The 21662-nt window shown below is 40.1% G+C and carries 22 protein-coding genes; 9 read left to right on the forward strand and 13 right to left on the reverse strand.

Going from position 1 to position 21662, the window contains the following annotated elements; translation table 11 throughout:
* Positions 1 to 366: 366 nt before the first annotated feature.
* From BAA9072_RS13045 to BAA9072_RS13055, 3 genes are all read right to left on the reverse strand, one after another.
* On the reverse strand, positions 367 to 2286 hold the full coding sequence (locus tag BAA9072_RS13045) for a nitric oxide reductase activation protein NorD (RefSeq protein ID WP_201715120.1): 1920 nt from the start codon (positions 2284 to 2286) through the stop codon (positions 367 to 369).
* A 10-nt stretch (positions 2287 to 2296) separates the two neighbouring features.
* Positions 2297 to 3178, reverse strand: coding sequence for an AAA family ATPase (locus BAA9072_RS13050; RefSeq protein ID WP_201715121.1), 882 nt, complete (start codon positions 3176 to 3178; stop codon positions 2297 to 2299).
* Between the two features lie 456 nt (positions 3179 to 3634).
* Positions 3635 to 3838 (reverse strand): DUF6501 family protein, encoded by a 204-nt coding sequence (locus BAA9072_RS13055; protein ID WP_201715122.1) that lies wholly within the window; start codon positions 3836 to 3838, stop codon positions 3635 to 3637.
* 314 nt (positions 3839 to 4152) lie between these two features.
* Between BAA9072_RS13055 and BAA9072_RS13060 the strand changes: the two genes are divergently transcribed.
* A complete protein-coding gene (locus BAA9072_RS13060; protein ID WP_201715123.1) occupies positions 4153 to 4482 on the forward strand; it encodes a hypothetical protein in 330 nt (109 codons plus the stop codon).
* 30 nt (positions 4483 to 4512) lie between these two features.
* Here the strand turns inward: BAA9072_RS13060 and BAA9072_RS13065 are convergent, their stop codons facing one another.
* From BAA9072_RS13065 to BAA9072_RS13075, 3 genes are all read right to left on the reverse strand, one after another.
* Positions 4513 to 5139, reverse strand: coding sequence for a DedA family protein (locus BAA9072_RS13065; protein WP_201715124.1), 627 nt, complete (start codon positions 5137 to 5139; stop codon positions 4513 to 4515).
* A 698-nt stretch (positions 5140 to 5837) separates the two neighbouring features.
* Positions 5838 to 6713: a gamma-glutamylcyclotransferase gene (locus BAA9072_RS13070; protein ID WP_201715125.1), complete on the reverse strand. Its 876-nt coding sequence runs from the start codon at positions 6711 to 6713 to the stop codon at positions 5838 to 5840.
* Between the two features lie 181 nt (positions 6714 to 6894).
* Positions 6895 to 8532, reverse strand: coding sequence for an AMP-binding protein (locus BAA9072_RS13075; protein WP_201715152.1), 1638 nt, complete (start codon positions 8530 to 8532; stop codon positions 6895 to 6897).
* Positions 8533 to 8917: 385 nt separating this feature from the next.
* On the opposite strand from BAA9072_RS13075, the gene sda reads away from it, so the two are divergent.
* Positions 8918 to 9052 (forward strand): sporulation histidine kinase inhibitor Sda, encoded by a 135-nt coding sequence (gene sda, locus BAA9072_RS13080; RefSeq protein WP_201715126.1) that lies wholly within the window; start codon positions 8918 to 8920, stop codon positions 9050 to 9052.
* A gap of 72 nt (positions 9053 to 9124) precedes the next feature.
* On the opposite strand, the gene BAA9072_RS13085 is transcribed toward sda, so the two are convergent.
* The 3 genes from BAA9072_RS13085 to BAA9072_RS13095 all read right to left on the reverse strand — a co-directional run bounded on the left by BAA9072_RS13085 (position 9125) and on the right by BAA9072_RS13095 (position 13523).
* A complete protein-coding gene (locus tag BAA9072_RS13085; protein WP_201715127.1) occupies positions 9125 to 9262 on the reverse strand; it encodes a hypothetical protein in 138 nt (45 codons plus the stop codon).
* Between the two features lie 165 nt (positions 9263 to 9427).
* The gene (odhB, locus tag BAA9072_RS13090) at positions 9428 to 10657 is read right to left on the reverse strand and encodes a 2-oxoglutarate dehydrogenase complex dihydrolipoyllysine-residue succinyltransferase (protein ID WP_201715128.1); all 1230 of its coding nucleotides are present in this window, start codon (positions 10655 to 10657) and stop codon (positions 9428 to 9430) included.
* 19 nt (positions 10658 to 10676) lie between these two features.
* A complete protein-coding gene (locus BAA9072_RS13095; protein WP_201715129.1) occupies positions 10677 to 13523 on the reverse strand; it encodes a 2-oxoglutarate dehydrogenase E1 component in 2847 nt (948 codons plus the stop codon).
* A gap of 548 nt (positions 13524 to 14071) precedes the next feature.
* Between BAA9072_RS13095 and BAA9072_RS13100 the strand changes: the two genes are divergently transcribed.
* On the forward strand, positions 14072 to 14584 hold the full coding sequence (locus BAA9072_RS13100) for an Hsp20/alpha crystallin family protein (RefSeq protein ID WP_201715130.1): 513 nt from the start codon (positions 14072 to 14074) through the stop codon (positions 14582 to 14584).
* Between the two features lie 13 nt (positions 14585 to 14597).
* On the opposite strand, the gene BAA9072_RS13105 is transcribed toward BAA9072_RS13100, so the two are convergent.
* Both BAA9072_RS13105 and BAA9072_RS13110 read right to left on the reverse strand, forming a co-directional pair.
* Entirely contained in the window at positions 14598 to 16007 is a 1410-nt protein-coding gene (locus tag BAA9072_RS13105) for a HAMP domain-containing sensor histidine kinase (RefSeq protein WP_230980854.1), read from the reverse strand.
* A complete protein-coding gene (locus BAA9072_RS13110) occupies positions 16004 to 16684 on the reverse strand; it encodes a response regulator transcription factor (protein WP_201715131.1) in 681 nt (226 codons plus the stop codon). Before BAA9072_RS13110 ends, BAA9072_RS13105 begins: the two co-directional genes overlap by 4 nt.
* A 458-nt stretch (positions 16685 to 17142) precedes the next feature.
* On the opposite strand from BAA9072_RS13110, the gene BAA9072_RS13115 reads away from it, so the two are divergent.
* The 5 genes from BAA9072_RS13115 (at position 17143) to BAA9072_RS13135 (ending at position 19879) form a co-directional block, all read left to right on the forward strand.
* On the forward strand, positions 17143 to 17319 hold the full coding sequence (locus BAA9072_RS13115; RefSeq protein ID WP_201715132.1) for a hypothetical protein: 177 nt from the start codon (positions 17143 to 17145) through the stop codon (positions 17317 to 17319).
* Positions 17320 to 17774: 455 nt separating this feature from the next.
* A complete protein-coding gene (locus BAA9072_RS13120) occupies positions 17775 to 18500 on the forward strand; it encodes a LamB/YcsF family protein (protein WP_201715133.1) in 726 nt (241 codons plus the stop codon).
* A 91-nt stretch (positions 18501 to 18591) separates the two neighbouring features.
* The gene (locus tag BAA9072_RS13125; RefSeq protein WP_201715134.1) at positions 18592 to 18885 is read left to right on the forward strand and encodes a hypothetical protein; all 294 of its coding nucleotides are present in this window, start codon (positions 18592 to 18594) and stop codon (positions 18883 to 18885) included.
* A gap of 12 nt (positions 18886 to 18897) precedes the next feature.
* Positions 18898 to 19428, forward strand: coding sequence for a 2'-5' RNA ligase family protein (locus tag BAA9072_RS13130; protein ID WP_201715135.1), 531 nt, complete (start codon positions 18898 to 18900; stop codon positions 19426 to 19428).
* 43 nt (positions 19429 to 19471) lie between these two features.
* The gene (locus BAA9072_RS13135; RefSeq protein ID WP_201715136.1) at positions 19472 to 19879 is read left to right on the forward strand and encodes a secondary thiamine-phosphate synthase enzyme YjbQ; all 408 of its coding nucleotides are present in this window, start codon (positions 19472 to 19474) and stop codon (positions 19877 to 19879) included.
* A gap of 142 nt (positions 19880 to 20021) precedes the next feature.
* On the opposite strand, the gene BAA9072_RS13140 is transcribed toward BAA9072_RS13135, so the two are convergent.
* Positions 20022 to 20411: a thiol-disulfide oxidoreductase DCC family protein gene (locus tag BAA9072_RS13140; protein WP_230980855.1), complete on the reverse strand. Its 390-nt coding sequence runs from the start codon at positions 20409 to 20411 to the stop codon at positions 20022 to 20024.
* Positions 20412 to 20663: 252 nt separating this feature from the next.
* Here BAA9072_RS13140 and BAA9072_RS13145 point away from each other — a divergent pair, with 252 nt between their 5' ends.
* On the forward strand, positions 20664 to 21518 hold the full coding sequence (locus BAA9072_RS13145; protein WP_201715138.1) for an STAS domain-containing protein: 855 nt from the start codon (positions 20664 to 20666) through the stop codon (positions 21516 to 21518).
* Between the two features lie 58 nt (positions 21519 to 21576).
* On the opposite strand, the gene BAA9072_RS24685 is transcribed toward BAA9072_RS13145, so the two are convergent.
* Complete coding sequence (locus BAA9072_RS24685) at positions 21577 to 21657, reverse strand: hypothetical protein (RefSeq protein ID WP_408015236.1); 81 nt, start codon at positions 21655 to 21657, stop codon at positions 21577 to 21579.
* Between the last annotated feature and the right edge of the window lie 5 nt (positions 21658 to 21662).

Consider the following 21662-nt stretch of genomic DNA (forward strand, 5'->3'; position numbering starts at 1 on the left):
CATTCATTTAATGCATCTTTCGGAATCTGGATAACAATCTGTTCCGTTTCAAGCTGGCTTTTTGTTTCCATCCTTCCTGGTTCATAAACTGATTCCTTCGGTGGTATTCTTGTATGTTTACATTGAAGTCAGTCATATTGTTCATGGACCCCATCTCCTTTTCACTTGTTACTTTCACTTTAGTTGAAAAGTCGATTTACTAAATGAGAAGGATGATTGATTTTCCTTCAGACTGAAGTCGGAAATAAATCCCTCCCTGGAACCACTTTACAGCTATGTGAATGTTCCCGTACCTAAAAGCATTCCGTATAAAGACAGAAGAAAGACGACTGCAACATAGCTAAGTAGACGTCTTTCAAAAGGCCTTTATATACTTTTGTAAAGGAGTTTTCGAAGTAAGGGGAATAACACTTCAGGGAGTTCTTCTACATCCGAAACGAGGATGCTGTAATTCCCATAAATATTTTGAATCGTTTGCCTTTGTACTTCATCGATCTCACCATTCGCTAAAAAGACATTGATGACTTCGATGCCTTGTTTTCTAGCGTCCAATACTGCCTCATGGGTATCAACAATCCCATTTTGCTCGTATTCCATCGCTGCAGGCTCACCATCTGAAAAGACCAGAAGGAATTTTTGTTTTTCATTCCGCATGAGGATTCTTTCTGTCATTAACCGAATGGCAAAGCCATCCCGATTATCCTCCTCTGGTTGAAGTTGCATGATCTCTGACCCGCTTCCGGGCTTCAAAGAAGAATAGAAATCCAGAACAGGGTTCATGTAATTAGGCTGACTGGTCTTGGTGGCACGATTGGTATCTTCCCAGAATCCGACTACCTCATGTGGCACCCGGACTGATTTTAACGACTCATGAAATAATGTGATACCGAGCTTCGTCTGATCCATTTTGTCATACATGGAACCTGAACAATCGACCAATAGGGAGAATACCGCATCAATTTCAGAAGAAGGATTCTGCTTTTTATAAAACAATCTGGGATTATCATCCGTAATGAACCGCAATAACTTTTTGTTCAATCTGCCGAAATGCAAATCACTTCTGGGCTGAATTCTTTTGTGCTCCAAAGTCTTCTCAATCATTTTCTGTAACTTTTTTTGGAACGGAGCAATCAATCCTTTGTTATGGTTATATTCCAGTTTCTCTTCAGAAGTAGGTATAGTAGGAGTAATAAAGTGAGGTACGGCATAGCGATTGTCTTTTCCGTACCCACTCTCACCATCTCCAGGTTCATCCCTTTCCTGCTCCTCTGCTTTCACTTTTTGGTACTGCTCCCGCTCCGTCTCTTGGGCAGATCCTTGTACCATGGCCAAAGCCTGGTCCCCATCATCTCCTTCACGGACTCCTTCTCCCATGAGGTCTGATTGTGAACCTTGATCCAGATCGAATTGTAAAAATGATTCTCCCTTGTCACTCGTTTCACGGTGCCAGGTGCGGAATTCTTCATCCATCACCTCTTCCTCTCCCGTACTTTCTTCTTCCAGCACATCCTGGTTCAGAAGTGGATCCTTTCTTTTTATATCGTCAAATGTTTCATTGAACTTTTCTGCTGTTTCATAAACGTCTTCAGGTAAATGAAAATATTCATTTAACATATCTTTCCGTACAATTTCATCCACTACTTCCACGATTTCCATAGCTATCTTCACTACATCTTTAGTCGAGCGGGTCTCAAAAAAGCGGGTGATTTGTCCATGAATATACGGCATGGCCAAGTCAATGTCCCCGTTTATCTTCACCGGTTGTTCCAAAGGGGATTGGGCATGGAGAAGTAAGAAGATGGAATTGAACAGTGCATCTGTAAACACGCTTTTCGTCAAATTCACTTTAAGTTGGGCTTCAAAGTGCTGTCGGTATAATTTCCTTCTCGTTTTAAAGGCTTCCTTTGTCCCCGGGCGTTTGGATTTACAAATTTCCTCTAACCTTGTTTCTTCCCCGATGACAAACAACTGCTTGGCGAATCGGGGAACGGAGGTGAATTTTACTCTTTCAATGTACTTTATTACATCTTCATTCTCCGTTTCATGGAGATTACCGATGGTCCTCAAGTAAATATCACTTTTCAACCCATGTACTTCTTCCTTTCTTTTTCGGTGATCCCAGAAATGACTGACATAGACCGTATCCTCTTTATAATCCAAATATGAAAATGGACCATACTTCAAGTTCATATCCGCTTTCTTAGAAAGTGTCTTTGTTAGATCCACCATTTCCATCACTAAAAAAGAATCAATGTTTTCATCATTAAATTGAATAAATCGATGCATTACAAACCCCTCATTCAAATAAGGTTTCTGCTATATTCAGAATAGCCGCTTTTTCACGTTCATCTTCGAGTTTATCAACAATTCCCCTCTGTATAGCACGCTTGGCAGGGAGGTACATAGCCAGGTCACAGGCATCAAGGAGAGCACGTATGGAAGCTGCTTCCTCCGAAATTTGGCCATTTTTAACTTGGATCAGTAAATCTGAAGACAGGTCGACAAATTGGCTGATGAGCTTTGGATCCGTCAGCTTACTCTGACTTTCAATGACATTCTTTAACGTTTCTCCTTCAATATAGGGCACATCTATAACAACGAAACGATTTTTCAGCGCCTCATTTAACGGAACTGTTCCTACATATCCTTCATTTATGGCCGCTACAACACCAAATGTAGGAGCAGCTTTCACGACTTCTCCTGTAAAGGGATTCGTTATACTTCTTCGATAATCCAACACACCATTTAAAATCGGTAAAGTTTCAGGTTTTGCCATATTGATTTCATCGATATAGAGGAGATGACCATTTTTCATTGCTTGAATCACAGGACCCTCAATAAATTCAATGGTGTTTTTCCCATTTCTCTCACTGATCGTTTTATAACCTAATAAGGCTTCAGCATCTAAATCAACCGAGCAGTTAATACTGTGCATCGGCTGAGAGAATATAGATGATAATGTATCAGACAGTTTCGTTTTACCTGACCCCGTCGGTCCTTTGAGAAGAAGGTTTTTCCCTATGGAGAGGGAGATGATACTATCCTCGATAATATAATCTTCACTGGCTGTATAGCCCCCTTCCCCAATTAATGAATGGTGCACTGTAGAAGCGAATACTTGTTTCCTTTCGTTTACTATATGAGTGACCGATTCCGGTAATCTTCTTTCCATATTCATACTTTGACATCCTTTCCAATTCACATACTAGTCATTCTACATGTAATAGCGCTTCCACTGCAAAGGGTCTGCCCAACTTTGTTCCAGCCAATTTATTATGTATAGGCTTGAATCTTGCCATTATAAAAGGCACTCATCGCAGAGATGTTGCGTTAAAAACAGATTTTGCCATGGCTCTGCCAGCTTAAGTGCTGAATGGTGATGGGATGGGGATTAGGCATGTTAAAAAATCAAGGTATGGCTGGGATCTGGCGTGCCGATACCCGGTTCGTATTAGCTGACGCAATGAAGTCCCCTTCACCATTCACCCAACACCGGTTGATAGAGCTCAAGCAATAAGTTCAAAACCAACAATCTTTATGAAAAAAGCCCTTAAAACAATCATCTCTGGGAAAAAATCCATAAGAAAAAAGCTGATTTCTCCCCCATTCAGGAAGAAATCAGCTGGAAGTACAATTATACTTCTTCAAAGTATTCTTTGTAGAAGCCGCCCATTTTGCCACTTTCATCAATTACAAAGTAGTATTCATCAGACTCGTTTTTCACTTCGTACTCTTTTCCAATCGTAAGGACATTGGCAACTGTATATTTCTTTGCGTCTGTATGTACACACTTTATCTTTTTATTCGTATTATGCTCCGTCCACGTTTTATGGATCACATCAATAACCTCCTTTTGTATAGAACTATGCTATTAGTATATTCTTACAGAAGCTTTTGTTCAACTACTATCTATATATGAATCGAAGGAAAAAAGGAGAGTGGTTTATTATGACGCAAGAAAAGGGTTGTTTGAAATGCGGAGGGACTCAAAGCCGTTACGAAGGACATATCTACTTCGGGTACGGAATAAGAAAGTAGTTTTACTGACAGATTAAAAGAAGTTTTTTTCTCTATTTCAATCGACTTCTGCCATTTCAATCCGATTATATGGTATATTATAGGAGATTAAACGTTTAGAGAGGTTCGATACTAGTGAAAAAAGGATTAACCAGAATAGGAATAGTCTTCTTAATCATATTGTTTGTTTATATGAACGCCCACCGGCCAAATGAAGAACAGTTTTACACATGGCTTCTGAATGAATATGATATCGAATGTCATGAGTCGATTACATGCACGAAAAGATTGGAGGGAGATTCTTACACAACTCTAATCGAAACCGGATCAAATATTAAGAAAGGGTATTTGCTATTTAACACGATCGGTAAAATCTATGAGGATGAGACTGGCTCAAGAACCACGGTGAAAGCAATGGGTATGTTCGGGAAGTATTTTACGATCATAATAGATGAACAAGGCTGATGGACAAGGCATACTTCCACCAGCCTTTTACTATTTCCGAAATCTTACTTTTTTCCATTTTGATGTAGCGGTGCTTTTTTTCATGGTGAATACAATCCCGTATATAATCATTGCGATAAATAGAATGCCAAAGAAAACTCCTGCTTTTATACTGACTTCCTCTAAAATCCCCTGAAAACTTTTAGGAAAGTAACGTCCAATCTGAAAATAGATGAATCCCCATACGAAAGCAGATGGAAGGGCATAGAGGAGAAATTTCAAGAAGGAAATTCCTTTTGACGTCCCAGCAATGTATGGCATGAATAATCGGAGTCCTGGAATAAAGTAGCTGAAAGAAATCGCCAAAGGGCCATATTTAATTAACCACATTTCTCCATTTTCTATGAGTTTTTTGGCATTGTTCCCATTCATCATTCGAGAAGACAACTTTGTGCCAACATACCTTCCATTTAAAAAAGCAAATATTCCATAGGTGATTAATCCACAATACATAAAGAAAAATGAGGTGTATGGGTGAAAATGTCTCCATTCAGAAAGGTACCCTGCTAATGCCGCAGCAAGTTCATTTGGTACCGGGAAGCCCAAAAATACAACCCAACTAAACAGGAACATTGCAATATAACCATATTGGTCTACTAGTTGTAGTAAAAACTCCATATGACACCTCATTTCACTCTATTGAATCGGTGCATTCCAGGTCTTTTAAGAAAGGCTGTTTTCGCAAACTATTTTGCTTTTTAATTAGTGAGTGCTAGTTGATTGGAACGAAGGGTGCTCGCTTTCCGCGGGGCGTGAGTTGAGCACCTTCCGTTCCAATCAACTTTCTATGCGTAAATAGTCATATATAAATACCTTGCTTTTTAACACTAGCTTCTTTCTAAATATTGAGTGATCAACGTTCTGCTCTTCCCATCACCCCTTGTCCCTAGTAAGTTCTGTAAATGGCTTGGGGCACTGCGTATATGCAGGATGGGATCTGGCGTCGATACCCCGTTCGTTTTAGATGAAGCAAAGCAGTCCCCCTTATATTCCTCAACACCGGTTGATAGAGCTTAAGCAACAAATTGTTCAAAATCAACAATCTATCCGAAAAGAGCCTTTCGCAAAGATTATGGTCCACGGGCTAAAAATTTTTCTGTGGAGTCTCGGCTGAAACGTCCGTGGTAAAGGGAGCAGTTCCCTTCACTCTACACACTCATAGTCTGCATTTGCAATAATAACCGCTTCACCGCCAGCCCCGCGGAAAGTGAGCACCTGGAGTGGAAATCACCCACTGCACGCTTCTTCAAAAGCAATAATGTTTACGAATACTACAGCCTTAAGAAGAAAACAAGATGGATAAAAGGGGAAAAACATTAACTGGGCTTAAGGAGATTCTGTACTTGCTCTTTCGTCATACCTATTTCCATTAATTGATTTTGCAACTTTTCATGGTAGGACTTGCTTACATGCGGGTAGCTTCCCCGAAGGATTTCCCTTGCATAATGATCGGGAGGACATGTTTCGTCGTTCTTTGCCTTCACAATAAAGGTCAATACATCTTTATATGCCTTACCTCCAATCACGATGTCAATGAAAGCTGCTCTGTACCAACCCGGGGAGACCCCTTCCCTCGTAAACAAGTATTCGACTGCCTCCTGTGGTATATCATAGACCACACCTTCCATGGTCCCTCCATCTTCAATGATATCTCCACGGCCACCATCATGTACATGAAAGAGATACTTCATTGTGTATCCTTCCAATAAACCTGCTCCAAGACAATGCTTGAAATGCAGGTCTACTTGGGCTTTTTTAAACCGATCATCATCCATACAAGAGCCGTATGCAAAATAAAGTATTCTTTCAGGCTTCCCTTGAAGAAATTGGTGTACCTTCCAGTCTCCTGATGGGATGTATTGTTGAAATAATGATTCGTTTTCGGAATAATAAACATATGCTTCCTGAGGACCAGTATCTGTCTCAACCTGTTTAAGCCTACGTATATAAAGGTTTTCTCCCCTACCTTCGAGGAAATCCTCCAGTTCATCAACCTTTGATAAAATGTCGGGGTTAATCTTATAGATTTCTCCATAGACCGTGCCATTACCTTCTTTCAAGGCGGGATAGCCTCTATTTGTCTCATATAGGACTCCCTCTACCCATGCTTGTTCCCGGAGAAGTGAAGCTTCCTTTAATAATATATGATTACTTTCATGTTTTCTTAACGTACCATAGACAAAAACGTACACAGTTTTACCCCTTCCTTTGTTTTCATACTTTTTTACAAACTATAGTAACAGCAGCACCTCTTTATTTTATCAAATGGCCTATGAAATTTCAGTTTTACTCTACTCCCAGTATTCTACTATGCTTAAAAAGGACATTCCTTTCTTAATGGGAATGTCCTTTTGGAGGAAACGTTTTCATTTTTTAGTTTCGTTTTGGACTAGCTGTTTGTTTCGCTTGCTCTCTTAATCGGAATTTTTGAATTTTTCCCGAAGCAGTCATTGGGTAGGAATCGGTAAATTCAATATATCTTGGAATTTTATGTCGGGAAATCTTACCGGTGCAATACTCTCTGATTTCTTCAGGGGTCGCCCTTTGACCTTCCTTCAGAATAATCCATGCCATGACCTCTTCACCATAAACCTCATCTGGAATACCAATGACCTGAACATCCAGCACCTTTGGGTGGGAATAAAGAAACTCTTCAATCTCTCTCGGGTAAATATTCTCACCACCTCGAATGATCATATCTTTTAGCCTACCAGTAATTCTGCAATAACCATGTTCATCCATTACAGCCAAATCCCCTGTATGGAGCCAGCCCTTCTCTTCAATTGCAAGCCTCGTAGCCTCTTCATTCTTGTAGTAGCCTTTCATGACATGATATCCTCGTGTACACAATTCACCCTGGACTCCATTAGGGACTTCCCGATTCGAACCAGGTTCTACAATTTTCACTTCAACATTCGGAAGGGATTTCCCTACGGTTTCAACCTTTAATTCAATCGGATCATGAGTACGTGTTTGTGTGATTACAGGTGATGACTCAGTCTGGCCATAAGCAATCGTAATTTCATCCGCCCCCATTTTATCCATGACACCTTTCATTACTTCAATTGGGCAATTACTACCTGCCATGATTCCTGTTCGAAGGTGAGAAAGATCATATTGATCGAAATCCGGTAGGTTCAACTCGGAAATGAACATGGTCGGCACTCCATGGAGGGCGGTACATTTCTCATCCTGTACGGTCTTTAGGACCTGCCGGGGATCGAATTCCTGTAACGGCACCATTGTAGCACCTACAGAAACACATGCGAGAACTCCCAGCACACACCCGAAACAATGAAAAAATGGAACAGGGATGCACAAACGATCTTCATTACTTAGTCTCATGCAGCCGGCAATGTTATACCCATTGTTTACGATATTAGAGTGGGTGAGCATGACTCCTTTTGGAAAGCCAGTCGTTCCCGATGTATATTGCATATTGATGACATCGTGGGGTGAAAGGTTAGAAAGCCTTTCGTCCAGCTCCTTGTCTTCCACTTCTTTCCCACTCTCCATAATATCCTGCCAGCTATATGTACCCGGATAGGAATTCTCCCCTAAAACAATCACATTCTTTAAAAAAGGAAGTTTAGCACTATTTAACTCCCCCGGCTTGGATGATTTCAATTCCGGACAGATCTCATAAAGCATGTCTATATAAGACGCGCCCCTGTATTCTTCCATCAAAATAATCGTCTGACTGTCAGACTGCTTGAGTAGATATTCCAATTCAGACGTTCGATAATTAGTGTTCACAGTGACCAGGACAGCCCCCATTTTCCCAGTGGAGAACTGGCTGACTAACCATTCAGGTGTATTTGAGGCCCAAATGGCGATGTGATCCCCTTTCTTAATGCCAAGATTCATCAATCCTTTTGCAGCTTTTCTGCACAGTTGATTAAACTCGTGATATGACCACCTTAACCCTCTGTCTGCATAGACCACCGCTTCAATATCAGGCTGAATTCGTGCTTTTTCTTCGAGAAGATCCCCTACTGTCGTGTGTAAAATCTCCGCCAAATGAATTTCCCCCTTTATTTAGACCATGTAAAGATTGGAACCCATTAAATGTATGTAATCCAAGAGGTGAAATGTCAGTTCCCTACTCGTGTATAGTATCATAAAAATTATAATTTTCAAACTATTTAGTTTATACTTATGATTGTGGATTCCAAAGACAGCTTCGATACATCTTTGACAAATTTCAACAGAGAAAATATATGATAACTAAATTATATAGACAAAAATCGTCTCATATAAACTAAATGTTACAAAAAAACTAAAAATACTACTTTAGAAGTGATTTACGAAAAAACTCTTTTCAAATGAGGGTTTTCTATGTAGAATATATAGAAAATATAGAAAATTCTATATTTTAAACACTGGGAGGTTGGTCATGAAAATCTTAAGTAATGAACAGTTGGTGGCAGCTTATCGTGATGCTGAGAAACAAGGGAATGATCAGGACTGGATTATGCTTCTTAAGAAAGAAATTCGTAACCGTGGATTAAAACCTTTTAGGAAATCTTAACGAGTGAAATAACTAAGAATTCCGGCTTATATCTCACCCCCCTGAGATATACTTTTTATGTGACAGACTCGTTTAGCTGAGTCTGTCTTTTTTCTTTTCCAGCATTTCTTGATTGCCCTCTATTTGTTTAAACTGATCAGGATCAATCAATCCCATTTTATGAAGCAAGTATGAATACTGAATCCATTTTTTTGATTGATAGGATTTCATTCTTCCACCCCTTTATTGTCCAAAAGTTTCCTTAGGTAAATTCTATTTAAGTTATCCACATTTTATGTATCAGGTGAAAAATTGTGAAAAAAAGCTGATTCATATTCCATAATTGGACGTATGAATCAGCTAAACATTCATCTCTTATTATTCAATCAGTATAGTTTAACCTTCAAGGAGTAAATCTTCAGGGTTCTCAAGTAAGTCTTTCACCATTGCAAGGAATCCAACTGCTTCTTTCCCATCAATGATTCTATGATCATATGATAAGGCAATGTACATCATCGGACGATTTTCCATCGTGTCTTTATCGATGGCTACTGGTCGAAGTTGAATTTTATGCATACCCAAAATCCCAACTTGTGGTCCATTTAAAATCGGAGTTGACAGTAATGAACCAAATACTCCACCATTCGTAATCGTGAATGAACCACCTTGCAGATCACCAAGAGTTAATTTGTTTTTCCTGGCCTTAGTAGCCAGTTCCATAATTTCCCCTTCAATTTCCGCAAAATTCTTGCGTTCACAATCCCGTACGATCGGGACAACCAATCCATCATCCGTAGACACGGCAACGCCGACATCATAAAATTTCTTAAGAACGATTTCATCCCCATCAATTTCTGCGTTCACATATGGGAATTTCTTAAGTGCTGCTACCACGGCTTTTGTAAAGAAGCTCATGAAACCAAGTCTTACATCATGGTCATCAAAGAACTTATCCTTTTTACGTTTGCGTAACTCCATTACTTTACTCATATCAATTTCGTTGAATGTCGTTAGCATGGCAGCAGTTTGCTGAACTTCGACTAAACGTTTCGCAATCGTCTGACGACGACGGGACATTTTTTCACGAACTACAGGCTTTCCATCATCTTTCTTGGCAGTGGCCTTCTTCTTCTCGGCTGAAGGCTTTGAAGGAGCTTCTGCTGGTTTATTGCTATATGCTTCAATGTCCTGCTTGCGTACACGTCCCAGTGGATCTGTCGGTACTTCCGAGAGGTCGATGCCTTTTTCACGAGCTAACTTTCGTGCTGCCGGCGAAGCGATTGGACGATTCTTTTTATCCTCTTTCACAGGTGCTTCTTCCGCAGTACTTTGTTCCTTTTCTTCTTGTTTAGGTGCTTCTTCCTTCGCTTCTGAGGTGGACTGTGCTTCTCCGCCTGCACCAACAATGGCAATCACTTGACCAACTTCAACCGTATCACCTTCACCGGCTTTCAGCTCCTGGATCGTACCTGCTTCTTCTGAAATGACTTCCACATTTACTTTATCCGTTTCAAGTTCGACGATATACTCGCCCTTTTCGACATAATCTCCTGGCTGTTTAAGCCATTGAGCAATCGTACCTTCTGTAATTGATTCTGCTAATTCTGGAACTTTAATTTCTGCCACTGTGATGTCCTCCTCTTTCTTATCGGGTTAACGCTTCGTTAATAATCCGTGATTGTTCTTTTTTGTGTACAGTTGGTTCACCTTCTGAAGGACTGGAGCGTCTGCGGCGGCCGACATAATGTACCTCCACACTCTCTGGTGCAATGTCACGGAGCCGTGATTCTGCAAATGTCCATGCTCCCATATTCTTTGGTTCTTCCTGGATCCAGACGATCTCTTTAAGGTTTGGATACCGCTCTAAAATAGCCGTTATATCTCGCTTAGGGAAAGGATAAATTTCTTCTATTCTAAGTATGTGTAACCAATCTTTTTCGTCGATGTCCTGAAGCTTCTCTTCTAAATCGATTGCTATTTTCCCACTGCATAATACAACTCTTTCGACAGCATCAGGTTTTTCCCCAAGCCCCTTTTGTTCAAGGACAGAATGGAATTCCCCTTCTGCTATTTCTTCAGCAGTGACAGCTGCAAACTGATTTCGCAGTAAACTCTTCGGTGTCATGATGACCAACGGCCGCACTTCTTCTTTTTGTAAAATGGCTGCCTGACGTCTTAGAATATGGAAGTATTGACCGGCTGTAGAACAATTGGCGACTGTCCAGTTATATTCCCCGCCAAGCTGCAAGAATCGCTCTAGACGAGCGCTGGAGTGTTCAGGTCCTTGTCCTTCATAACCGTGTGGCAATAGCATGACCAGACCCGTTTTTTGTCCCCATTTCGCCCGACCGGCTGAAATAAACTGATCAAACATCACTTGTGCCATATTCGAGAAATCGCCAAACTGTGCTTCCCACAGAACAAGGGTTTCAGGTGCGAATACATTGTATCCATACTCATATCCGACGACCGCTGTTTCAGTAAGGGGGCTATTATGAACAACAAATGATGCATGACTGTCTTTCAGATTGTGTAAAGGAATATATTCTTCACCGGACTTTTCATCATGGAGTACCAGATGCCGCTGGGCAAATGTTCCTCTCTCAGAGTCCTGACCAGTCAATCGGATCGGTGTGCCATCCTTTAAGATACTAGCAAATGCGAGAGTCTCTGCATGTGCCCAATCAATCTTTCCTTTTCCTTCAAATACCTGGCTGCGCCTCTTCAGGATGCGATCTAATTTTTTGAATACATTGAAGCCCTCTGGCCAAACAAGTAATTCGCTGTTTAATCCTTCGAGCTTATCAAAGTCGACACTGGTATTGATTTCCGGCAATCCATTCGCTACGTACTCAGGAGGAGCGAGAACTGTATCGGGATCATCGTCCTTCGCAGGGACTTTATCATAAGCTGCTTTCAATTCTTCTTCGATTTCAGCATCCATCTTTTCGACATCTGCATCCGTCACGACACCTTCGGCAATGAGTTTGTCAGCATACATCTTCTTCACATTGGGATGGTTCTGAATGACAGAATACATTAATGGATTTGTCACCATCGGTTCGTCCATTTCATTATGACCAAAACGACGGTAGCCGATTAAGTCAATGACAAAATCTTTACCGAATGTTTTACGATATTCATAGGCGAGGACCGCAGCAGCAAGACATGCTTCCGGATCATCCGCATTGACATGTACAATAGGAACCTCGAATCCTTTTGCCGTGTCAGATGCATACTTGGTTGAACGGGAATCACGGCTTTCAGTCGTAAAGCCAATCATATTATTAGCAATCAGGTGAATCGATCCACCTGTATTATATCCACGCAGTTGACTCATATTTAATGTTTCTGCCACTACTCCTTGACCAGGGAATGCTGCATCACCATGGATCATGACAGCATATGAGGCTTCGGGCGACTGCTCAGGGTATCCCCTGTCTTCACGTACTTCCTGAGCTGCACGGGTGTAGCCTGCCACAATCGGGCTCACGACCTCTAAGTGACTTGGATTATTAGCAAGCGTTACCCTTGCTCGGGCAGTTGGTGACTGTTGTGGGGATATTTCACGGTCTGCCCCCAAATGATACTTGACGTCACCTGTCCATCCAAAGGTGATTCCAATCGAACCTTCAGAAGGAATCAAATCCTTGCTTGGTGCGTGTTGAAATTCTGCAAATATCATTTCATACGGTTTCCCGATGACATGAGCCAATACATTTAAGCGTCCTCGATGTGCCATACCGATATTGATGGTTTTAGCACCTGATTCAACTGAATAGCGAACCATCTCATCAAGTAATGGAACCATTGTATCCAAGCCTTCTATCGAGAAGCGTTTTTGACCTACGAACGTACGGTGAACATATTTTTCAAATCCATCTACCTGGGCAAGACGCCTTAATAAAGCAAGCCTCTTTTCCTTTGATAGTGGAGTAAAATAGGATTCTGACTCAATTTTTTCTCTTAACCAGTTCTTTTCTTCAAGTTCATGGACATGAGCATATTCAAACGCTAATTTGTTCGTGTATACCTGCCTTAAATGTTGAATCGCCTGTAGACCATCTTTAATATGAGAAGGTGCATTCGGGCATAGGAAATCAACAGGGATCTGCTTTAAATCCTCTTCGGTCAGATTAAACTCAGAAAGTTCAATTCTTCTTGTGTCCTTATTCCGGTCGTTCAGGGGATTAATATCCGCAGCCAAATGACCATATGTACGAATATTATCTGCTAATTTAACCGCTGCCACCATTTTACTCAAAGCTGTAGGCTGCTCTGGTAATGTAAATGATGAATCTCCGTGCTGAGCGTTCGCGATGACTTTTACATCCTCAACGGTAGGAGGCCCCCATTGTTCGAATAACTCCTTTAATTCAGGGTCCACATCTGATGGATCCTCAAGAAATTGTTCATAAACCTCCATTACATAACCCAGGTTAGGTCCGTAAAACGATTGCCACGGTTCCCCTTTTGCAGATTGCTTTTTCATTGTGAAAAACCTCCAACTATTTTGCCAGTTAGTATAATTTGGGTATCATGTATTCTTACATTTCAATCATCGATTTTCACTATGCAAGAATAGTAATTTTTATTACATTAAAACGCTTACAAGGACATTTTATCACTGTGCAGTGGTAAGATAAAGTCTTTATAACAAATTTCTCAAAATTTTGTTTTCCGCCATTTGTATATGGAAATTACTTATATTCCCATAATAAATTAGAGGACACACTTTTTGTAAATCGACTATTCTGAAATAATATTTTATTAAGCGCTTTCTCTTTCACCTTCTTATATCGCCTTGTGACAGTACTTTTTTCATAAACCATCTTACTACTGTTACCTAAAAAAACCAAATATTTTTTGTTATTTTCTTTGATTTTTTATTTAGTAAGATAATTAGAGAATAATAGTTGAAGATTTTTCCGTTGACCGACTCTATTCCCGTCACCAAAATGAACTCATCGCCCACCCATTGCATAGGATACAATCAGAAGGGTACAACTGGCCAATTATGTTTAAAGTGAGGTGGTTCACATGTTCCCATGGAGTTTATTCCCTTTCAATAAAGGTATGAAAGATCAAATGAACCAAATGAACCCGAAAGAAATGGATACCTATATACAAGGAATGATGAAGAAAATGTTCCCGGGCGGGTGGGAAAGCATGATGAATCCGAATGATATGATGAACGGGACACATTCCTTCACGAATCCAATGGGTAATAATGGTAATAATAACAACCACGAGGAAGCTCCCCGATCTTCTTCTGCCATTCCTACCACCGTCTTTGAAACCTTTGAAGATATCTATATCCGATTTCACGTTCCAAGTGAGGAATGGATGAAACATCTAAAAATTTTCCACACGTCAAATCAGGCGATCATAGAAAACATCCCAGGCAATGGAGAAAGGCAGGTGATCACACTCCCTTGTCTGGTGAAGAAGAAAGGTGCCGTAGCTCAATACAAAGAAGGGATCTTAGAGTTAAAAATACCTAAAAGCATTGACATGCAGTACACAGAAATAGACGTCTCAGAAAAATATTGAGACGTCTCGATGATTATTGGATATATTTAAGGGATAATCGTATGATGGTCCCTTCAGGATGATTCCTAAAGGCAGAGATGTCACCGTCATAGTTTTGGATCAGCTTCGAGGCGATGGCCAACCCGAGTCCATATCCACCTTTTTCACGGCTTCTCGCTTTATCTACACGATAAAAACGGTCGAATATTTTAGGAAGATCTTCTTCCGGGATTCCGATCCCCTCATCCTTGACTTCAATGATTACTTCATCTTGACTGTCCATTAGTTTCACTTCAATGAGCGAATGTTCATCAGAATACTTTACTGCATTATCCAATAAGATAATCAGGATCTGTTCTAAATGCCTCGGCATAATGGTGACCACAGCTTCATGGGATAAATCATCAAAACATGAAAATGTGTATTCCTGATGAAGGAACCGAAAGTCCCTCATCACTTTATCCACTACTTTCTGCACATTAGCCCTGGCATGTTCCAAATCGAATGTTTCCCTGTCGGCACGGGAAAGTTCCAACAACTCACCTACTAGCCGTTTTATTCTCTCAAGCTCCTCTAGTGACACCTGCAAGGATTCTTCCAGGATGGTTGGATCCTTTTTTCCCCATCGGTTCAATAAGGCAAGATGTCCTTCTAATACCTGAATGGGTGTTCTCAATTCATGGGAAGCATCTTCCACGAATTGTTGTTGCTGCTGAAACGACTTTTCAATCTGACTCATCATCTTATTGAAAATCTGAGACAAATCACTGATTTCATCATGAGCCTTTACAATCTCCACTCTTTCGTGGAACCCTTTTCTTTCAATTGATCTCATCGTTTCAGAAAGCTTATTCAACGGCCTTACAAAGTTTTTCGCCATGAAATAACCAACGACTGCACTAATTAACAGTGCCAAAATTCCTGTAATGGTCATCATCCAAAATAGATTTTTCATAATGTTTTCATAACGGTTCAAAGGTTGTATGATTTCTACATATCCATTGAATCGGCTAGATCGGATAGGTGAACGCCCAATGAGCATTTTATTTCCTTCAGATTCTATAAGTTCCACTGATTTATCTCTGACCGGTCGAAAAGGAACGTAAAAGGCAGATTCATTCTCTCCCCTGATTTCTAATACTTGATCACCTTGTTGATCCAATATTCGTATTGTCTGGTCTTTTTCAGCAATTTGTTTCATCAGATCCCGGCTATCATAAATGTCCTGGAGCTGAATATCGGATCCCCTTTGTTTAAAGAATACGGTAATCTCATCCAGGACCCGACCAAAATTGTTTTCTTCCTCATCAAGCATCCATTTACTGATAGCGTGGTATTGAAAAAAACTGAATAAGAAAAACGCAAGGAATATCGCCGAACCGGCAGCAACTGCCCACTTCACTTTAAGGGAAGAAGGCTTGAAAGAATTGATGAATGTGATCATGTCCTCATCACATAACCCGTTCCGCGTACGGTTTGGATATAGCTTTCTTCGTCGGGTGAATCAATTTTGTTCCTTAGGTACCTCACGTAAACATCCACTACATTCGTTTCCACTTCAGAGTCATAACCCCATACTTTATTCAATAGGACTTCACGGGTCAATACAATATTCTTGTTTTCTAAAAAGGCAAGTAAGAGATCGTACTCCCTTTTCGTCACTTCAATTTCTTCCTCCAGCTTAAACACCTGTCTGGATTCCTTTTGCACGATGATATCGCGATAGTGGAAGGTGGTTTGAGACAAAACGGCTTCATCTTTAACTGCTCGCCTAAACACTGCCCTTAATCTCGCTAACAACTCTTCAATCGCGAAAGGTTTGACGATATAATCATCCGCCCCGCTGTCAAGCCCTGATACACGATCCATTACACTGTCCCTTGCCGTAATCATAAGGATAGGAATCGATTTTACCTGGCGAATCCTTCTGCACACTTCCAATCCGTTTAAACCAGGAAGCATAAGGTCCAATAAAATGATGTCCCACTCCTCATTCAGTGCCTGATTCAGACCTTCTCTCCCGTCATAGGCGAGACCCACTTCATATCCTTCATATTTAAGTTCCAATTCAATGAATCGGGATAAATTCTTTTCATCTTCAATGACTAGGATCCTTTTCACTCAATCACCTGCTCTAATGCTTAATACCATTTATTTTAATTTACTTTTGTTGAAAATAAAATCATTCAGCGCATGGAATATTTCAATGCCTTGATATGTCATTAAGGTAATGGCTGTAAAACTGAAAAATAAAATAGGAATAATTCGAATCCACATGGTTCTAACCTCCCTTTTATCAATGCTTTCATTTTCCTCCACTATGATTAAAATACAATGAGAATAGGGTAAGTTTTTATTAAGATATTTAATTGTTTACATAATAATATTATAAACAATTAAAACCATGATTTGAAAACTCTTCTATTAAGGAAATAATACCTGGTAGGGCCGAAAATGTTGCTCAGGAAATGGAGTCCATGATCGTTTATTTTTTACAGTTTCCCGTATCTAACGTTTATTTTCTTCATAAAGTGGTAGTTATATCCATAAACATGGAGAAAGAAAAGGGAGGGATATGTATGACATGGATTATTGCAATTGTTTCTTTCTTTTTGATACTCATTCTATCGGAAGAAATGATTTATTATCTTTTACGGACGAAGGTCATGGAAAATCCCCCTAAGAGGGAAAGAAATGAAGGGAAAATGAAAGTATGGATTTATAAAATTAAACTAAAGCTCAATCATCCTCAATAATATGGATACATCCACTGACTGTGGAAAAAGTACAACTCTATGAATCCAAATAATGTGAATCATAATAAAGAAAGATAAAATGATCCATTACTAAACATCATCCTAACATTCACTAATTACTAAAAGTAGATAAAAAAGAAGACAAAAGCTTCAGCAAGGCTTTTGTCTTCAAAGGAAAGAAATTAGAATGGGTCTTACATAATAAAGATTTAAACAGATTAGAAAGCTACCCCACTTTCTTTCTGTTTAGGGAGTGATAAATCCTTATTCATAAGCAAGGTTTATTGTAACGTCTGAAAAAGTGAACTCTATTAAAACAAGATTAAAATTTGATGAGAAAATCTCTATTTCCATCAAAGAGTGCAGAAGAAAAAAAACAAATCTATCATTTTATGATATGATTAAGAAGAATTCAGAATGTTACAATACATCTTTATGCTCGAAAGGATGAAAAAATGAAAATCGATCTAAATTGTGATTTAGGAGAAAGTTTTGGTACATATACCATAGGACAAGATGAAGAAATGATGAACTATGTCACGTCTGTTAATATCGCTTGCGGTTTTCATGCTGGTGATCCCCTTGTCATGAAACGAACGGTTGCAAATGCAATGAAGCACAATGTAAATATTGGCGCCCACCCCGGCTTACCGGACCTTCAGGGATTTGGCAGGAGAATGATGCACATCTCACCTGACGAGGCCTATGCTCTCATTCAATATCAAATAGGAGCACTTCACGCTTTTGTTAAGGCTCAGGGCGGCAATCTATCACATATAAAACCTCATGGGGCTCTGTATAATATGGCAGCCAAGGATTGCAGACTCGCTGCAGCGATTGCAGAAGCCGTTTACGACCTTGACCCGGCACTGACTTTATTCGGTCTATCTCAAAGCGAACTCACTAGTGCTGGAGAAGCAATCGGCTTGCATGTTGCTCATGAAGTATTTGCAGATAGAGCTTATCAATCCGATGGATCATTAACTCCACGATCTCTTCCAAATTCTGTCCTTCATGATGAGGACCTGGTGGAAGAACAGGTTCTTCGAATGGTAGAAAAACGAGAAGTGATTTCAATCGAAGGGAAAAGCGTGCCCATCCAGGCAGATACGGTTTGCCTTCACGGAGATAACGAAGCGGCTCTAGCCCTGGCCAAAAGGTTATTTAAAAAGTTAAGTTAAGAATCAGGGCTTTCAACAACTCTGTTCCTTAACCAACCTAAGTAAAGTATCAGTAAAAAATCCGATTTATGCGAGAGACGGAGGCTCATACATGAACAAGACAATTCTATTAAAGGGGTTAAGGTGGATGTTCCTCCTTCTTGTAGCATTTGTCATTTTCGCATACATGTACAAGCGGCTCCTTTTGCATTCAGATATTCAATCATCCATACATTTGGTTGCACCGGATTCGGCCATTGTCGGCATCATTCAGACTCAGACTGCAAATAACGGAGAAAAAGTCTATCATGCTCTTTATAAAACCACAGAGGGTAAATGTTTCAGGGCTTCATTCGAACGTAAATCCTACATACTCATTGAAAATCGGGAATCATCTTGTCAATAAAGGAGCAAAAGGATGAAAAGGGCGATTCACCTCTTTCCTTCATTCCATTCATTAGAAAAAATCCAGGAGATCAGAAAATATTATGATCCACTGTCAGATAAGATCCCACCTCACATCACACTTGTTTTTCCGTTTAATTCTTGCATTTCCCAGAATGACATTCTTGATCACGTTGAGTCCGTAGCAGAATGTATTTCTCCATTCAGCCTTACATTAAGGGATGTAACAGGCTTTGCAGGGGAATGTTTATTCTTAAATGTTAAAAATGGCAATGACTTCATCATTCAATTGCACGATGAATTGTATAAAGGTATCCTTGCACCTTTTCGGAATCATCATTTTACTTACACTCCCCACATCACTCTTGGACGGTTGGACAATAAGAGGGATTACATTCGTGCAGTTGAAAGGTATAAGGATTGGGAGGAAGTCTTTCATACTGTGGTAAAGGAAGTTGTCGTAGAAGAAATAGATGTAGACGATGTTTCAAACATCATCGGCAGGATGCCGCTTAATGGACAAAGTTTTAACCTTGATAATTAGTGGAAAATAAACGAATAGGTCTTACATGGAAAGGGGTATGCATATGATTAATACAATATCCGTTGATACCAAAAAACGTGATGAAATGATCGACATCACCAATTATGTAAATGAGATCATTGATCGGACAGGAATGAAAGAAGGTCTTGTGGTGGTACAGTCACTACACACCACTGCCGGTATCACAGTAAATGAGAACGCCGATCCTGATGTGAAAACCGACTTCCTGCGTCGATTGGACGAACTATACCCATGGCATCATACTTCAGATCTCCATGGTGAAGGGAATACAGCTGCACATTTGAAAACCAGTACCGTCGGCCATAGCCAAACGGTCATCGTTACAAATGGTGAACTTTCACTTGGTACTTGGCAGGGCATATATCTTTGTGAATTTGATGGCCCCCGTTCAAGAAGACAAGTGACCATTAAAACCATTCCAAGTGAATAGGTAAATATCAATGATCATTACCTTAAGTACTCTATAAGCACATAAGGATCGAAAAGACCACAGAGTTAGCCTGTGGTCTTTTCGTCATTCTTCCCTCTGGATTAATACCTTTCCCATCTCATTCATTTACGCCTGGCAGCGTTCAATCTATGAATCGATCCCGAATGTTTTCCGATGGCAACATGCATGATTCCTGTTTCCCAAACCATTTATATCTATTCTTGGCAATCAGTCTATATAAGCTGTCTCTCAAAGGTTTTGGAATAATGAGGAACAGGCTGAAAACCTTCCATGGCCATTTTAACTTAGAGCATACTTTCAGGGCAGCTGTCGATTCAATGTATGCATGATCATCATCGATTAACACCAAGCTGTCCGTTGTTTTAGGGATGTTATGCTTCTCTAATAATTCCTGACCGATACCACTTTGTAGCGAAGCAAATTGAAAAGCACCTTTAGGATCGCGTCCGATGATAAAACGGACGCTTTTATTGCAAAAATTACATTTGCCATCAAACAAAATGAGCCGCAAGTAAATCACACCCTTGTATTAGACAGATATTTATTACCTTTCACTATAATACAATCAAAAAGAATTATAAAGAGTACTCGTTCTCCTGTTTCTCCTCTTGTGATTGGATCTTTGCCCCTTATGGTCTGATCGGTACCTCTCATTAGAAAAGTATAAATCCGCTTCGTTTTATGATATACTAGATTACCATTAATAGAGATAACTTCGAAAATAATTACATTAACTTGCAGTATAAGGAGTTGGCTGTAGAAAATGAGAGACGAATTACTATATTTGGGACAAGAAATTGTCTCCCATAAATCCGAGATTGCTCAAGGTGTTATTCTTTACCAGGAACAGAAATATTCTGATCAACTTACGTTATCGGGTGTGGATATGGAACAAGTCACAGAATGGCGTATGCAATTAATCGAAATTCTTGGAGAGTCCTTGATTGTAGATAAAGAAGCCTCATTCCAAAGAATAAGGGAATGGACAGAAAGAGTGGGGAAAGTGGCTCTTGAGAAAGGCCTGCCACTGAATGAATCCCTGAAAATTCTATCGACATTCCGTACTGCCATTTGGGATATTTTCAGTGAACAATTGCATGATAATCAAATATCAGCCTCCCTTATGCTTCAGGTAAATAAAGAGATCAATCCCATTCTCGATGAAATTGCATATTTGTTAAACGAAGTATCCCGCACTCACCAAAAGGATCAGCTTGCCCTCATCCATACTGCCATGGACGAACTTTCTGCACCGATTGTACCGATTGCAGATAAGATTGCGATACTTCCGCTTATCGGGGAAATCGATACACATAGAGCAAGATCAGTCATGGAAACAGCATTGAAGAAAAGCTCTGATCTGCAATTAGACTATTTATTTATTGACATTTCAGGTGTGTCCATTATGGACACGATGGTTTCCCATAATATTTTTCAAATCATCAATGCCCTGAAAATGATGGGAGTACAATCTGTCTTAACGGGGATCAGACCCGAAGTGGCCCATACGTTAGGGAACCTCGGTATTACCTTCGAGGACCTGAAGACAAGTGCAAGCTTAAAAAAAGCCCTCGAAGACATCGGCTTCTCTCATTATGAAGTGGTCCTTCCCGTTTAATAATAAAACCAGAAACCTAGACTGACATAGCGATTTGAGACACATATAAAACACCTCTTTAGGCTGCTTGCGCCCCAAATTCTTTGGGCGTCAGGTAGCCTAATTTTTCTAGGATACGGTCTTGGTTGTAATAGCGCACGTATT

Origin of the sequence: Rossellomorea arthrocnemi (genome assembly GCF_904424705.1) — a bacterium.
GTDB lineage: Bacteria > Bacillota > Bacilli > Bacillales > Bacillaceae_B > Rossellomorea > Rossellomorea arthrocnemi.

What these genes read in the sequence shown, in the direction of transcription:
- BAA9072_RS13130 (WP_201715135.1), top strand. Translation starts at nt 18,898, where the DNA reads ATGAAAAGGGCGATTCACCTCTTTCCTTCATTCCATTCATTAGAAAAA.
- BAA9072_RS13135 (WP_201715136.1), top strand. Translation starts at nt 19,472, where the DNA reads ATGATTAATACAATATCCGTTGATACCAAAAAACGTGATGAAATGATC.
- BAA9072_RS13045 (WP_201715120.1), bottom strand. Translation starts at nt 2,286, where the DNA reads ATGCATCGATTTATTCAATTTAATGATGAAAACATTGATTCTTTTTTA.
- BAA9072_RS13125 (WP_201715134.1), top strand. Translation starts at nt 18,592, where the DNA reads ATGAACAAGACAATTCTATTAAAGGGGTTAAGGTGGATGTTCCTCCTT.
- BAA9072_RS13085 (WP_201715127.1), bottom strand. Translation starts at nt 9,262, where the DNA reads ATGAAATCCTATCAATCAAAAAAATGGATTCAGTATTCATACTTGCTT.
- BAA9072_RS13115 (WP_201715132.1), top strand. Translation starts at nt 17,143, where the DNA reads ATGACATGGATTATTGCAATTGTTTCTTTCTTTTTGATACTCATTCTA.
- BAA9072_RS13145 (WP_201715138.1), top strand. Translation starts at nt 20,664, where the DNA reads ATGAGAGACGAATTACTATATTTGGGACAAGAAATTGTCTCCCATAAA.
- BAA9072_RS13065 (WP_201715124.1), bottom strand. Translation starts at nt 5,139, where the DNA reads ATGGAGTTTTTACTACAACTAGTAGACCAATATGGTTATATTGCAATG.
- BAA9072_RS13105 (WP_230980854.1), bottom strand. Translation starts at nt 16,007, where the DNA reads ATGATCACATTCATCAATTCTTTCAAGCCTTCTTCCCTTAAAGTGAAG.
- BAA9072_RS13120 (WP_201715133.1), top strand. Translation starts at nt 17,775, where the DNA reads ATGAAAATCGATCTAAATTGTGATTTAGGAGAAAGTTTTGGTACATAT.
- BAA9072_RS13095 (WP_201715129.1), bottom strand. Translation starts at nt 13,523, where the DNA reads ATGAAAAAGCAATCTGCAAAAGGGGAACCGTGGCAATCGTTTTACGGA.
- BAA9072_RS13050 (WP_201715121.1), bottom strand. Translation starts at nt 3,178, where the DNA reads ATGAATATGGAAAGAAGATTACCGGAATCGGTCACTCATATAGTAAAC.
- BAA9072_RS13100 (WP_201715130.1), top strand. Translation starts at nt 14,072, where the DNA reads ATGTTCCCATGGAGTTTATTCCCTTTCAATAAAGGTATGAAAGATCAA.
- sda (WP_201715126.1), top strand. Translation starts at nt 8,918, where the DNA reads ATGAAAATCTTAAGTAATGAACAGTTGGTGGCAGCTTATCGTGATGCT.